Here is a 13,043-nt window from a genome sequence, read left to right as displayed (position 1 = left end):
ATCGTGAACGTGGGTCCTGCCAACCTGCCACGTGCCTGCTGAGGGAACGCGGCTTTAGTCGTGACGCACCGTGGCCCCGGCCTCCCGCCTGAACGGGCACGCAACGGGTACGGCACACTGGGCGATGTCGGCAGCGGCGCGTGATTCCGGCAGGGGGCAACGTGGACAAGGGGTGGCCAGAGCGCTGGTGGACCACGGCTCTCCTGGCTGTGGTGCTGACCGGCATCGCGGCCTACGACGTCTGGTGGGCCGTGGAGGTGCTTGCGAAGCCGGTGGTGGACTGGTGGGGCCTTCTCGGGCCGTGCCTGGGGGGAACCTGGCTCGCACTCATGGCGATGCACGCTGCCCGCCGGGCGATCACCCTCCGCAGCAGGACACGAGCCGCAATTGGTGACACTCAGGCCGGCCACTGACCCGTTCGCCCGGCTCCTGCGACCGGGCTGTGGCGAGCTGGGTTCTTCGCTGGTCAGGGCAGCTTCCCCGGGCGCCTGAGCGGTTGTCATCAGTCGTCGTTGGCCGCACCACCGCCTTCGCCACCTTCACCTTCGGCCCCGCCACAACCGCTCGGGCGGCGGCCGGTGCCGCTGCGGCTGACTCCACCCCGACGATGACCCCGCACTCGGTACACCTCTGTATCCCGACCGCCACGACTACCGCGCCGCTGCCCTCTGGAATGTGCACGCGGGAGCTCTGTGGGCTCGCTTCACCACTCACCTGCGGCAGCAACTCGCCTCCCGCGTGGGCCTCACTCGCTTGGAACTCCGCGACAGCCTCAAGGGTTCGGTCGTCGCCCAAGAAGGGCTGGCCGACAGGAACGGCAGACGTCGCCGTTTCGGGGCCGTGCGGCCAGTACCGGTCCGGGCAGTGGACGGCGTCCTACCTTGCTCCCGACAACGAGCGGATGCGTGCACCCGAGAATTTTGAGACGAAGGAGGACGCTGAGATCTGGCTCTCCCAGGTCGAGGCGGATCTCAGCCGGGGGCGACGCTCCCGACGCGGGCGCCGTGAACTTCCGTCAGTACGCGCAGAAGTGGGTCGAGAAGCGGGAGTTGGCCGTACGGACGGTGGACCTGTGCCAACACCTTCTTGCCTCTACATCCTCCCGACCTTCGGCACGCTCGACCTGGACGAGATACCGCTCCGCCCGTCCGTGAACGGCGGGCGGAGCGGCTGCGGGCGACGAGCGCCAAGACAACCGTCGCCAAGGCATACCGCCTGCTCAAAGGCACCATGGAAACGGCCGTCGCGGCAGCGCGAGCTGGCGGCCGGCCTCGACGAGATGGTGCGCGCCGAGCGTGCGAAGAACCACACGGGCGACTCCGCGCACCACAAGGAGGAGGCCACCGGGACGTAACCGGGCCCTTATGGTGCGGTTGGGGTGCGCCACCCGCGCACTGGTCTAGACAACAAAGAACCGCCGGTCACTGACCTGGGGGTTTCACATGGAGCGGGTGACGAGAATCGAACTCGCGCTCTCAGCTTGGGAAGCCATGACGCTCAGGGGAAGGCAGGGGGCCTGACCTGCTCATTCGCGGTCCGGGTGGGACGGCGACAGCCCGGATCGTACCGCTGTGGACCGTGGTTCTCCGCTCTTACGGGCACGCCGAGGGCACGGCGTGCCAGCCGACGGGATCGGGCAGGGTGGTGGCTCTCCGCCCGCCTATCGGCACTGCGTGCCGGGCACCTTTCGCCCCCGTGTTCGCTGACGCGTATCCGGCGCACCGTCCGGGGCGGGTCTGGAACGTCGCCCGTCCGCGCTCACTCCGACGGCAGCCGCAGGGCGAGGAGGGCCACGTCGTCGGTGCTGCCGGGCGGCATACGGGCCAGCAACTGGTCGCACAGTGTGTCCAGGGACGCGTGCGCGAGCCCCAGGGCGTGGCGGCGCAGGCGGGTCAGGCCGGTGTCGAGGTCGCTGCCGGGGATCTCGATCAGGCCGTCGGTGTAGAGCAGCAGCGTGGAACCCGGCGGCAGGGGTTCCGTGGCGTTCGGTCTGCCGTCGCTGTCGCCGTCGCCCAGGTGGGCGCCGAGGAGCAGTCCCTGCCCGGCTTCGAGGTACCGCGCGTGCCCGCCGGGGGTGAGGAGGAGCGGCGGCGGATGTCCGGCGCTGGTCCACCGCAGGGTCCATGGACCGTCGTGCGGATGGCCTTCGACTCGCGCGAGGACGAGGGTGGCCATGGGGACGGTGGTGATCGCGGGCATGGCGTCGTCGAGGCGGTCGACGACACCCCCGGGCATCCCCACGTGGTCCCAGGCCAGGGAGCGGAGGATGCCGTGCAGTTGGGACATGCCGGCCGCCGCGGTCAGGTCGTGGCCCACGACGTCGCCGATGACCAGCGCGAGCGTGCCGTCCTTCAGTTCGAACGCGTCGTACCAGTCACCGCCGACCTGGGACCCGACGGGGGCGGGCTGGTAGCGGGCGGCCAGTCGAAGCCGGCCAGGCTGGGGCAGCGGGCCGAGCAGGTTGCGCTGCATGGCCTCGGCGACGGCACGCTGGCGGCCGTACCGCCGCGCGTTGTCGACGACCAGACCGACCCGGCGGCCGATGTCGCCCACCACCTCCAGGTCGGCGGCGTCGAAGGGGTGTGCGGGGTCGGTGCGGACCAGCGTCAGGGCGCCGGTGATCTGCGGTCCCGAGGCCAGCGGCACCGTGACGACGGATGTCGCGCCCACCGTGCGCAGGAAGTCGCTGTGGCGGACGGCCAGGGGGGAGCCGGGTGGTACGGCCGCCCCCACCCCGTCCCACAGCACGGGATCACCGCCGTTCAGCACCCGGACGAGGGGCGACGGGTCCGCCTCTCCCGCCTCGGGGAGGCGCTCGTGCCCGCCCTCCAGTGCCGTGTGGCGGCCCGCGGGACCTGTCACAGCCACTCGGTGGACCTGCCCGGAACCTGTCCGGAGGTCCACCGCGGTCCAGTCGGCGAGGCGGGGTACCAGCAGGCGGCCCAGCCGGGCGAGGGCCTCGTCGGCGTCCAGGGTCTGGCCCAGTACGTCGGTGATGTCCGCGACCAGCGTCAGCCGCTCGGTGAGGTCTTCCAGAGCACTCGTGTAGGCAGCCCGTTCCGCCCGCTCCCGGCGCGTGCCGTGGTCGCCCGTGGCGTCGGTGAACAGCACGGCCATGCCCTTGAAGGTGCCGGGGTCCGTCAGAGGAGAGGCGGACCAGGCGATGGTGATCAGGCGGCCGTCACCGCGCAGGTAACTGTCGCCGTCCCCGACTGCTGCGGTCCTCTCGGACAGCGCCCGGATCAGCGGGCAACGCTCGCGGACCAGAGCGCCGCCGCCCGCGTCCCGGTGCAGCAGTTCGTGCGCGTCCCTTCCGCGCATCGCGTCGGCGGTACGGCCCAGCAGCCGCTCGGCGGCCGGGTTGACAGCGAGGATCCGTGCGGCCGGATCGACCACCATCAGGGCGGTGCCCAGCTGCTCGACCACCTGCCGCCAGAAGTCCGGCTCGGCCGCCGGCCACGACCGTCCCTCTTCTCCCGCGCCGGGCGCCGCACCCTCCACCATGCCGCACTCCTGTCATGGGGGCCTCGACCGAGGTCCGCGGGCGCGTCGGGAACCACATTCCGGGCAGGGAACCGACCCACCGATGATCCGGGTCCCCCGCTACCGATGGTTCCCCTGCTACCGATGGTCCCCCGGCGGACACCCGCGCGCACGCCCGACAAGGCGTTTCGTCGCCCACCGCCCTGCCCGAGCGCTCGCGAACGGCGGGGGCACGACGCCGTACACGGTGTCGGCCCCGGCGTCAGCGGACGGGACGCCGCCTGGCACGCCGGGACACCAGCACCGTGAAGGAGATCACGGCTGCGGCGAAGACCACGATGCCGATGGCCAGGAGAAAGCCGAGGCCCTCCGCCGCCACACCGATGATCCCCAGTACGACGGCCACCAGGAGCACCAGAAGGAAGAGCGCCATCACCGCGGACCATCTCCTCCGTGCCGTGCGCGCGTGATCACCGGCGTGCGAGCTGACGTTCGCCGGCCGCCCCCGGCCGGTACGTCATGCCGTAGTGCTGGAAGACCTCTTCCTCCCGCTCGGCCGGCAGGACGTCGTCCGTCCCGATCGACGGGGCCTTCCGTACCTGCCCCTTGGTGTAGGGGACCCGGACGTAGTCCGGTCCGAGGACCGCGTCGTCGAGGGGGACGAAGACCAGCCGGTGGCGGGTGGGCAGTCCGGTCCGGACGGTGGCCATGGCCGGTTCGTCGGTGGCGGTGTCGACATAGACCGCTTCGAGCATGCCGATCCTGCGCTGCTTCTCGTCGACCACGTCCTGGTTGCGCCACTCGCGGATGTCGGCTGGACGGATCATGGCCTGCTCCCTGTCTGCACGCTCTGCCGGGTGATAGGTACGAATACCCCGGCTTCCGTGTCCCAAGGCGCACTCGCGGGGTCAGCCGCGGTTCTCCTCGTCGGCCTCCATGAGCCGTATCCCCTGATGCGTCAGCACGACCGTCGCGGGCACCTCTCCATGGGCCCAGCGGACCGTGACCAGTCCCTCACCCACCAGATAGGTGCAGGCCGCGGCCAGATCGTGCTCCGGGATCTCCAACTCGTCACGCAGCCTGGCCCCGGAGACGTCTGGAAGGCCACTTCCTTCCATGTCTTCGTAGAGGGTCTTCATGATCGCTTCGCGGTGGGTTTTCCGCTGGTGCAGTGTCGCCATGGTCGCCGCCACTCGTCTGGGCTCTCGAACCGGCTCTCCGTGTTCACTCTACTCCGGGCCGTACGCCGGTACCGGCCCACGGCCAGCGGTTTTGCCGGGCAGCACACGGGCAGCACACGGGCAGCGCACGGGCGGCGCGGTGGTGCGGCGAGGCCATGCCGGGCGATGCGTCCGCGTGCGGTACGTCGCACAGCCGGACCGTGCGCGTGGTCGCGAGGTCGCTGAACGCTACCGCCGGTGGCTGTCTCCCGTGGACCGGCTGGTCTCCAGCCACGACCGAGCGGGTTCCGCCGCGTGGGTGGTGTCCACGGTGAGGTCGAGGCGGGTGCCGCCGTCGGGGCCGGCGGGGTAGCTGCGCTGCTCGGTGGAGTCGAAGCAGCGGCGGAGAACCTCCGCGACCCGACGGGCGACTTCGGGCGAGGGGGCGACGACACGGACCTCGGCGTGGCTGGCCGAGGGGGTTTCCACGGACCGCATGGCGACCTCGGAGTTCGACGTGCCCGTAAGGGACGGGCCGGGTTCACCACCTTACTCCGGCAGTCGCCGCAGCTCCCGAGGGCGACCGGCGACCTCCCGGCCTGCTGTCGGAACGCGGAGTACCGTGAGAACGAGGAAGCCACCCGGTCTCCTCGGTCCAGGTAGGCAGGCGAGTGCCATGGTCGACTCCGGTTCCGACTCCCCGCGGATGACGAGACTCCTGCCGGACGCCGTGCACCGGGCCGTGCGGCCCGGGACGGCTCTCGTGCGGCTGGAGACGACACATGACCGGCAGGGCGTGCTCGACGGGGTGTGGTGGCCTCGCTCCCGCGACATCGCCGCCGAACTCCCCAGCCTGATCGGCGCACTGACCGAGCACCTCGGGCCCATCACACGCGTCGGTCTCGACACCGGGGCGTGGGACGAACTGCCGACGCGGATGACCGTCGACGACCGTGTCGTCCGCATCGACTCCTTCCCGGTCGGCGACGACACGGTTCTCATCACCCGGGGCGAGCAGGATCTCTTCTCCCTCCTCGTGGTCCCGCCGCACGCGACGCCCGACGCCGCGCGCGCCGCCATGGCCGAGGCCGTCCGCGCCGGCAGCGGGAGGCGGGCCGAGCAGATCCTCATCGACACGGGCACCGGACGAGCGGACCCGAGCACTGCACAGGCCCACGGGGGCGTGGTGAAGAGCCCCGGTGAACCGTCCGTGGGTGAACAGCCCGGCGGTGAATAGCCGGGCAGGTGCCGCCAGCCGCTCGCGGGGTGTCTTCGCTGTGTTCGTGGCCCCAGGGACAGTCGTTCGGGGGATTCGGGGGGTGGCTTACGGGACCGGGTCTCCCGTACGGGACCGGGTCTGAGTCGAGCGGTGGCCTGCGGGGCCCGTTCGAGGAGTACGCTCGAAGACACCGAGGATATCTCGCACACCGGCTTTCAGGCTCGTGTCGTTTTCGGCGAACGAATACACCGGGCCGGTCGTGGTCGGCCCGGGGCAGGGTTCGCGTCATGACCGTGACCATTCCCCACCCGCCGGCAGCCGAAGCGGCTGACCGTTTCTCCTCGTCCTCACTCCGTCTGTCGCTGGCTCCCGTCGGCCCCGCGCCGGCTCTGCTGGACGGTGCCTGGTGGCCCCGCTCCCGCGATCTCGCGGCGGAACTGCCTTCCCTGACGGCCGTACTGGACCCGCTGTGGGGCCGGATCACCCGCGTGACGGTGAATCCCGTCCACTGGCCGGTCGTTCCGCGCAAGGTGCCCGTCGCGGGACACGTGGTGAAAGTGGGCTGGTTCCGGTCGGAGCAGGACCCGCACGAACTGTTGTTGCTCTCCTACCATGCGGGCCGGTGGAACCTCCTGGTGATCCCACCGCAGACGCCCGCCGCATCGGCAGCCCGGCTGATGGCCGCCGCGAGCGACCTCCTGGGCACGTCGACCGCGAGCCGGTTGATGGAGGAGGAGGCGCGCCTGCGGACCGTGGCGGAGACCGACCGGGCCGGTGAGGCGGTCTGGGACTCCGAAGGGGGACGTGAGGCCGGCGCCCGGACCGTACGGCCGGGCATCCCGACCACCACCGCCACGACCGCAGCGATGCCGCATGAGCTGACGGGAAGGTGAGAACCGTGGAGACATTCCTGACCCTGATCGTGATCATCGCGGTGATCGTCTTCGGCTCGCTCCTCATCCATCGGCTCAACTCGCAGCACGGCGACCGTATCGCCGCCTTCCACTACGGTCGCTCCAGGACGCCTGACGCGGGACCGCGACCGTCTGCTCCGCGCAAGGCCCGTGTCCGGGCGGGGACGACCGGCACGGGCCGTCGGCGTGACGCCGGAAGTGGACGCCTCCGCCTCCGGCGCCGCACCCGTGAGGGCGCTGTGAGCACCCGCTCGGACAGGGTGCGCCCATAGGCCGCAGGGCCACATCAGAACTGGCCGAACTGGCCGAAACGGCCGAACCGGCCGATGTGGCCGTCGTGGTGCGTGCCCCCGGACTCCCCGGCATGGCACCGCGGTTGACAAGCCGACGGCTTCCCGTGTCCCGAGGTGCCCGGCCCCGATGGCCGGGGGCCGGCCCCGGCCGGGGCAGAGCCGACCGGGGGCGGGGGACGACGAAAAGTTCGTCACCACTGTCCGTGTGCCCGGGACGGAACCCCTCCAGGTCACGATGCCCACCGGGAGCACACCCCCGGTTCGGCCGTTCCACGGGGCATCCCGCGCCGTCCGATGCGTCGGCGCGCCCGCCAACCGGCCTGAACGGACCGGTCATTCGCGCGTCACCGTACCCACCGCCCATATCGGCGGCACACCGTGAGTGGCCGGGCCCCTGATCCTGCCGCGCGGGACCACCGACAGATGTCGAGAACCGAGGGAACCATGCCCCTGACCCAGTTGACCGTCCACCGGCACGACCGCACCACCCGCGCGCTCGTCACCCTCTCGGGAGAGATCGACCTGGCCACCGCCCCGCTCGTGTACGCCGAACTGGCCGGATGTCTGCGCGACGGCATGCGTACCATCGACGTCGATCTCATGGCGGTCACCTTCTGCGACGCCAGCGGACTCAACGCTTTCCTCACCACATTCCGGCTCGGCGCCGGTGCCGGAACGATCCTCCGACTGCACTATCCGCCTCCGGCCATGGCCCGCGTCATCGAGTTGACCGGCTCCGGCTTCCTCCTCGACGAACACCACACGGACCGGCCGGCCCGACCCCAGGTGCCGACCGTCGCGGGCGGCGCGCTGTGACCGCCCCGGACCGCCGGGAACCGCAGCAGGGTCCGGCGGGAACGGCGGCTCCCGCGCACGCGGTACGTCTGCGCCGGCTGAACCGCTGGCAGGCAGAGACTCTGCGGGAGGACCTGGCGGATCTGTCCGTGGAGTCGTCCCCCGCGGGGGCGGGCCGCCGGTACCGGGGCCGGGAGGCCTTTCTGCGGCGTCTCACCGGCGACATCAGGCGGCCCGGATTCGCCCTGCTGATCGCGGAGGACACGGCCTTCGCCGGATGCGCCTACGGATTTCCCGTACCGCGCGAAGGGACCTGGTGGAGGGGGTTCCACGGGAACCTCCCCCAGGGCGTTGAACAACTCACCGCGTCCGGACAGGTCTTCGCGATCACCGAGATCGTGGTGCACCCCCACAGCGGCGACGAGGACCTCGCCCGCCGGCTTCAGCGACGCCTGCTCGGCGACCACCACGCCTCGCTCGGGGCGACACTGGTCGACCCCGCCGACGCTCCGGCCCGCGACGCCTTCCTGTCGTGGGGATGGCAGGACATCGGGGCGGTACGTAGGCCATCGGATCCCACCGTCCATCGGCCCTCGGCCCCTGTTCTGCTGAGGGCCCTGGTGCTTCCCCTCGGACCCCGCTCAACCACCCACCCGGACGGCCTCACCCACGAGAACCGCACCCAACGCCCCGACTGACGACCGCCGCTCGGCCCGGCCGCGGCCGTGGGTGGTGCGCCACGGCGTGCGATGACGTCAGGACGGTCCGGACGGACACACCACGGTCCCCAGGCCATCGGCCTGGGGACCGCGTACAGCGGCAGCGGTGGCTTGTGCGGGATGCGCGTCCCGTATCAGGGATGTGGGTTCCGCGTCCGGCCACTGTCCCAGCCCCGCGGAGAAGAGCACGCACCGGACGCCGCTCCTTGAGGGCCTAGGCAGGGACGCGTGCGTGCCGGAGCGGTGCTCCCGCCCGGTGGAGACTGGCGAGGGCCAGTCGGTAGGAGGTGAGCAGCCCGGTCTCCACGTAGTCGACGTCCAGTTCCCGGCAGTGGCGCCGCACGATGGCCCGGGCCTGGCGCAGGTTGGGGCTGGGCATGCTGGGGAACAGGTGGTGCTCGATCTGATGGTTCAGCCCGCCCAGGGCGATGTCGGTGAACAGGCCGCCGCGTACGTTGCGTGAGGTGAGGACCTGGCGGCGGAGGAAGTCCGGGCGGTCCTGGCCGGTCAGTATCGGCATGCCCTTGTGGTTGGGCGCGAAGAGGGAGCCCAGGTAGACGCCGAACAGGGCCTGGTGCACGGCGATGAAGGCGATCGCCATCGTGGGCGGCAGCAGCCAGAGCAGGACGGTCACATAGACCGCGAAGTGTACGAACAGCAGGGCGCCGTCGAGGGTTCGGTGCCTGAGCGAGCGATTGGCCAGCGCCCGCACGCTCGACACGTGCAGGCTGAAGCCCTCCAGTGTGAGCAGAGGGAAGAACAGGAACGCCTGCCAGCGGCCGATCAGACGGGGGAGTCCTTTGGCTGCCCTGGCCTGGTCCTGGGACCAGACCAGCAGGTCGGGGTCGAGGTCGGGGTCGAGTTCCTCGTGGTTGGGGTTCGCGTGGTGGCGGGTGTGCTTGTCCTGCCACCATCCGTAGCCCATGCCGATTCCGGTACCGGCGATCCGTCCGGACACCTCGCTGGCCCTGCGTCGGCGGAACACCTGGCGATGGGCCGCGTCATGGGCGAGCAGGGCGACCTGGCCGAAGACCACGGCCAGGAATGCGGCGACCGCCAGGGTCCACCAACTGTCGCCGACGAGTGCGACGGCGGCCCACCCCATGACGTAGAGCGCGGCCACCGCGGTGATCCGCAGCGCGTAGTAGCCGGGGCGGCGTTCCATCAGGCCGGCATCGGCGATCTTTCGCGACAATCGGGCGAAGTCACTGCCGGACGTCCTCGGGGGCGGGAGGCAGGCCGTCGTATTGCTGCTCATGATGATGAAGCTCTTCTCCGAAGGAGGCAGATGGCTCGGTGCCGCCTTGGGAGCCGCTGAGACCGGGCCGCTGGGAGGAAGGCGCTTCTCCACGGCGGGACGCGCGTCGCGCGACCGCGGAGAGAGGACGACGTCTGCTTCGCCGGCCGCAGCCGCGCAGACCTCCTGTCCGAAGGCGGGTTCCCTGCCAGGCAGGTCTCACACCGTGCACAGGGCAGAACTCCTGGAGCGATCCGCGCGCTTCCGCGGCGGACGACGGCGACCAGTGGCGCGCGCCATGGGGCCCGTGCGGGGCGTCCTCCGGTCGACCTGGACTCATGTCTCCGTGATGAGGACGGCGACGGTGACCGGGCCCGTCGTGTCTCCGGCGGCCGCGGCGGCCACGGCCTTCCGGACGGCGCGGGCGACGTGCAGGGGATGGTGTCCGGGGGCGACCGCGAAGTGGATCTCGACGTGCCGGCCGGGCGGATCGACCTGGTCATACAGCCTGACCGGACGGCTTCCCAGCACGGCGGTGAGGCGGGCGACGCCGGGAACCCCCGCCGCGACATCCGCGATCCCCCCGACGGGCCCCTGCCCGGACCCCTTTCCTGCCACCGGGTGCGAGGCGCGTGCGGCTGGGCCTTCCGGCGCCGGCCTCATGTCCCTCGTCGCGGCCCGCGATGTCACCTCAGTCTTCGGGCCTTCGTCCGGGCCCTCATGGAGATCCGAAATCCGCAGGTCGGCTGTCGCGGTGGCCAGGCCGAGCCGTTCGGCGGCCGCGTGAAGCAGGGCGCTCCGCAACTGGTCGGCGGCCTCGGGCAGCGGCTGTCCGAGGGATGCCGTGAAGGCGGCCTCGATCCTGAGCGGGCCAGGCGGTAGCGCGCTGGCAGGCGCAGGGACGGCCGGTTCGGACACGGACTCCAGCGGTACCGGCCCGATGCGCAGGGTCCCCAGCCGGACACCGGGAATCTCAGCGGCCGCGCGCCCGAGGGCCCGTACGGCGGCCTGCTCGGTGATCCACGCCCCGTCCTCGCGCCCGCCGAGCGGCAGGAGCCGGCCCAGGGCGAGCTGGTTCCGTACTGCCTGCGTCCACGCGTCGGTTCTCACCGTTGTCTCACCCTCCTTCTTCCGGGGCATTGCTCATTTCCTGCTTGCTCATTTCCTGCTTGCTCAGGCCGCTCGTCCGATCGTCCGGCTATTTCGCCATATTATTCGCAAAAAATGGCAAGTCCTATTAAAGCGAATATACTTGCATCTATGAGTGCTGTGTGAGCCTCACGAGGGAGGAATATCCCGATGACTGAGAACACCGGCGTAGGACACGGTGGTGCGCCCGGTTCTCGCGGTCGGACATCCATCGCCGACGTGGTCGTGGAGAAGATCGCCGGAACGGCGGCACGGGACGTGCCCGGTGTCCATGCCCTGGGCAGCGGCTTCGCGCGCTCGATGGGGTCCATGCGGGAGCGGATGCCTGGTGCCGGCAGTGGCAAGTCCGTCACCCGCGGGGTCGAGGTCGAGGTCGGCGAGCAACAGGCGGCCGTCGACCTGGAGATCGTCGTCGACTACGGCGTCTCGATCACGGATGTCGCCGGTGACGTGCGGGAGAACGTGATCTCCGCGGTGGAGCGGATGGCGGGTCGGGAAGTCGTGGAAGTCAACATCACGGTCAGCGACGTGAAGCTGCCGGACGAGGAGGACGAAGAAGCAGAGCGGCAGCGGGTCCAGTAGCCGGAGCGGAGCTCGCACCGGGGCGGCGTAGCCCGCTTGAATGAAGGAGCGCGTGATGAGCAGGGCCGTGGTGGGGTTGATTGCCGGTATGGCGCTTGGTTTCGCCGCGTATTTCGGTGACTTCTGGGCTTTCCTGCTGGTCCTGGGGCTGGGCGTCGTCGGTCTCGTGGTCGGGCGGTTCATGGAAGGCGATCTGGAACCGGGCGACTTCGTCCGCCGCCGGGACCGCCAGGAGCGGATCAGCGATGACCGGCGACGGGCTCGGGAAGACTGGCGACGGTGACCGGTGAGGCAGGCCCGCGTCCAGGCGTCCCCCGCAGGGAGCGCGGCGCGATCACCGTCGCCGACCGGGTCGTGGCGAAGACCGCTGCCCGGGTCGCGCGCGAGGCGCTGAGCCGGTTCACCGAGTCGACCGGCCACGTACCACCCGACCGCCGGACACCGCACGTGACCGCATACGTGCGACGGGCCCCGGAGCGGGACACCGGGGGGCGGGACATGGAACCCGCTGCCGGACGGCAGGCGGCGCTCGGCGGGGCACAGGTGCACATCACCGTCGAACTCGGCTATCCGTCCGACATCGGGGCACAGTGCGCCGCGGTGCGCCGGGAGGTCACCGAACGGCTCAGGACCTGGGCCGGCATGGAGGTGTCCGGCCTGGTGGTGTCGGTCGAGAGGCTGCACTCGGTGCATGCGCGGCACTCGGGCCTGGAGAGGGTGAGATGAGCGCGAACACCTGGCGGCAGCCGACCGGCGACAGCGGCCCTCCCTCCGATTCCGGACCACCCGCTCCGCCTGCCGACGGATCGACGGCTCCGTCCGCCGACGGCAGTCCGGGGCCGGACGAGAAGACGGGCGCGGACATGACGGCGGCGGGGGACGGAGCAGTCGCGGATGGGACGGCTGCGGGGGACGGGGCAGGGCGCCGGCCGCCGCGCCGCTTCTGGTCGACGCGGCGGCTCCCCGCCGCCCTGGTGGCCCTGGTGTCCGCCGCGGCCGTCGGGCTGCTCCTGTACGACGTGGTCGCGGTGCGGGCGGGCCGGACCGCGATGAGCTGGCGACGGCGCCTCGCCGACGAGCTGGCCACCCGGCCCCTGGACGACACCTGGATGATCGTCGGGGCCGCCGTGGCGATGGCCCTCGGCCTGTGGCTCTTCCTCCTGGCGGTGACGCCGGGGCTGCGCAGGCTGCTGCCCATGCGCAGGCCCACCGGTATCCCTCGGACGGAGGAGATCCGCGCCGGACTCGACCGACGCGCGGCCGCCCTGATTCTGCGTGACCGGGCCATGCGGGTAGCCGGTGTCCGGTCGGTGCAGGTCGCTGTCGGCCGCCGCAAGGTCAAGGCCCGGGCGCGGGCACATTTCCGTGAACTCGGGGAGGTCCGCAGAGACCTGGAAGCCACCCTCGGGGAAACCATGACGTCCTTGCGTCTCGCCCGGCGCCCCGTGCTGACCGTGCGCGTCCGGCGCCCGAAGAAGGACTGAGGCGATCC

At 71.2% G+C, this 13,043-nt stretch carries 16 protein-coding genes and 1 pseudogene; 10 read left to right on the top strand and 7 right to left on the bottom strand.

Features of this window, described 5'->3' with window-relative positions; genetic code table 11:
• Positions 1 to 526: 526 nt before the first annotated feature.
• Positions 527 to 783, top strand: a pseudogene (locus tag P8T65_RS21170) (replication initiator); the annotation flags it as partial.
• Positions 784 to 1,758: 975 nt separating this feature from the next.
• Here the strand turns inward: P8T65_RS21170 and P8T65_RS21165 are convergent.
• The 5 genes from P8T65_RS21165 to P8T65_RS21145 form a co-directional block, all read right to left on the bottom strand.
• Complete coding sequence (locus P8T65_RS21165; RefSeq protein WP_316726865.1) at positions 1,759 to 3,504, bottom strand: SpoIIE family protein phosphatase; 1,746 nt, start codon at positions 3,502 to 3,504, stop codon at positions 1,759 to 1,761.
• 241 nt (positions 3,505 to 3,745) lie between these two features.
• Positions 3,746 to 3,916, bottom strand: coding sequence for a hypothetical protein (locus tag P8T65_RS21160; protein ID WP_316726864.1), 171 nt, complete (start codon positions 3,914 to 3,916; stop codon positions 3,746 to 3,748).
• 37 nt (positions 3,917 to 3,953) lie between these two features.
• On the bottom strand, positions 3,954 to 4,310 hold the full coding sequence (locus tag P8T65_RS21155) for a PRC-barrel domain-containing protein (RefSeq protein WP_316726863.1): 357 nt from the start codon (positions 4,308 to 4,310) through the stop codon (positions 3,954 to 3,956).
• A gap of 81 nt (positions 4,311 to 4,391) precedes the next feature.
• Positions 4,392 to 4,664, bottom strand: coding sequence for a hypothetical protein (locus tag P8T65_RS21150; protein WP_316726862.1), 273 nt, complete (start codon positions 4,662 to 4,664; stop codon positions 4,392 to 4,394).
• Positions 4,665 to 4,892: 228 nt separating this feature from the next.
• Positions 4,893 to 5,141 (bottom strand): hypothetical protein, encoded by a 249-nt coding sequence (locus P8T65_RS21145; protein ID WP_316726861.1) that lies wholly within the window; start codon positions 5,139 to 5,141, stop codon positions 4,893 to 4,895.
• Between the two features lie 208 nt (positions 5,142 to 5,349).
• Between P8T65_RS21145 and P8T65_RS21140 the strand changes: the two genes are divergently transcribed.
• From P8T65_RS21140 to P8T65_RS21120, 5 genes are all read left to right on the top strand, one after another.
• Positions 5,350 to 5,880 (top strand): DUF5994 family protein, encoded by a 531-nt coding sequence (locus tag P8T65_RS21140; protein ID WP_399099559.1) that lies wholly within the window; start codon positions 5,350 to 5,352, stop codon positions 5,878 to 5,880.
• A 269-nt stretch (positions 5,881 to 6,149) separates the two neighbouring features.
• On the top strand, positions 6,150 to 6,755 hold the full coding sequence (locus P8T65_RS21135) for a DUF5994 family protein (protein WP_316726859.1): 606 nt from the start codon (positions 6,150 to 6,152) through the stop codon (positions 6,753 to 6,755).
• 5 nt (positions 6,756 to 6,760) lie between these two features.
• On the top strand, positions 6,761 to 7,048 hold the full coding sequence (locus tag P8T65_RS21130) for a hypothetical protein (RefSeq protein ID WP_316726858.1): 288 nt from the start codon (positions 6,761 to 6,763) through the stop codon (positions 7,046 to 7,048).
• A gap of 444 nt (positions 7,049 to 7,492) precedes the next feature.
• The gene (locus P8T65_RS21125) at positions 7,493 to 7,885 is read left to right on the top strand and encodes an STAS domain-containing protein (protein WP_316726857.1); all 393 of its coding nucleotides are present in this window, start codon (positions 7,493 to 7,495) and stop codon (positions 7,883 to 7,885) included.
• The gene (locus tag P8T65_RS21120; protein WP_316726856.1) at positions 7,882 to 8,562 is read left to right on the top strand and encodes a hypothetical protein; all 681 of its coding nucleotides are present in this window, start codon (positions 7,882 to 7,884) and stop codon (positions 8,560 to 8,562) included. The genes P8T65_RS21125 and P8T65_RS21120 overlap by 4 nt, the downstream gene beginning before the upstream one ends.
• Positions 8,563 to 8,797: 235 nt before the next feature.
• Here P8T65_RS21120 and P8T65_RS21115 read toward each other — a convergent pair whose 3' ends face one another.
• Positions 8,798 to 9,841 carry an acyl-CoA desaturase gene (locus P8T65_RS21115; protein ID WP_316726855.1) on the bottom strand — a complete coding sequence of 348 codons (1,044 nt, stop codon included), beginning with the start codon at positions 9,839 to 9,841 and terminating at the stop codon, positions 8,798 to 8,800.
• Between the two features lie 315 nt (positions 9,842 to 10,156).
• Complete coding sequence (locus tag P8T65_RS21110) at positions 10,157 to 10,930, bottom strand: hypothetical protein (protein WP_316726854.1); 774 nt, start codon at positions 10,928 to 10,930, stop codon at positions 10,157 to 10,159.
• Between the two features lie 189 nt (positions 10,931 to 11,119).
• On the opposite strand from P8T65_RS21110, the gene P8T65_RS21105 reads away from it, so the two are divergent.
• The 4 genes from P8T65_RS21105 to P8T65_RS21090 are packed head-to-tail and all read left to right on the top strand — an operon-like array spanning position 11,120 to position 13,035.
• The gene (locus tag P8T65_RS21105; RefSeq protein WP_316726853.1) at positions 11,120 to 11,551 is read left to right on the top strand and encodes an Asp23/Gls24 family envelope stress response protein; all 432 of its coding nucleotides are present in this window, start codon (positions 11,120 to 11,122) and stop codon (positions 11,549 to 11,551) included.
• A gap of 55 nt (positions 11,552 to 11,606) precedes the next feature.
• Positions 11,607 to 11,834, top strand: coding sequence for a hypothetical protein (locus tag P8T65_RS21100; RefSeq protein WP_230215084.1), 228 nt, complete (start codon positions 11,607 to 11,609; stop codon positions 11,832 to 11,834).
• Positions 11,831 to 12,277: an Asp23/Gls24 family envelope stress response protein gene (locus P8T65_RS21095; protein ID WP_316726852.1), complete on the top strand. Its 447-nt coding sequence runs from the start codon at positions 11,831 to 11,833 to the stop codon at positions 12,275 to 12,277. The genes P8T65_RS21100 and P8T65_RS21095 overlap by 4 nt, the downstream gene beginning before the upstream one ends.
• Positions 12,274 to 13,035: a DUF6286 domain-containing protein gene (locus P8T65_RS21090; protein ID WP_316726851.1), complete on the top strand. Its 762-nt coding sequence runs from the start codon at positions 12,274 to 12,276 to the stop codon at positions 13,033 to 13,035. Before P8T65_RS21095 ends, P8T65_RS21090 begins: the two co-directional genes overlap by 4 nt.
• Positions 13,036 to 13,043: the final 8 nt, after the last annotated feature.

Source organism: Streptomyces sp. 11x1 (genome assembly GCF_032598905.1).
GTDB lineage: Bacteria > Actinomycetota > Actinomycetes > Streptomycetales > Streptomycetaceae > Streptomyces.
Note: the sequence above shows the minus strand (reverse complement) of the source record. Positions and strands in the feature narration are given on the sequence as shown.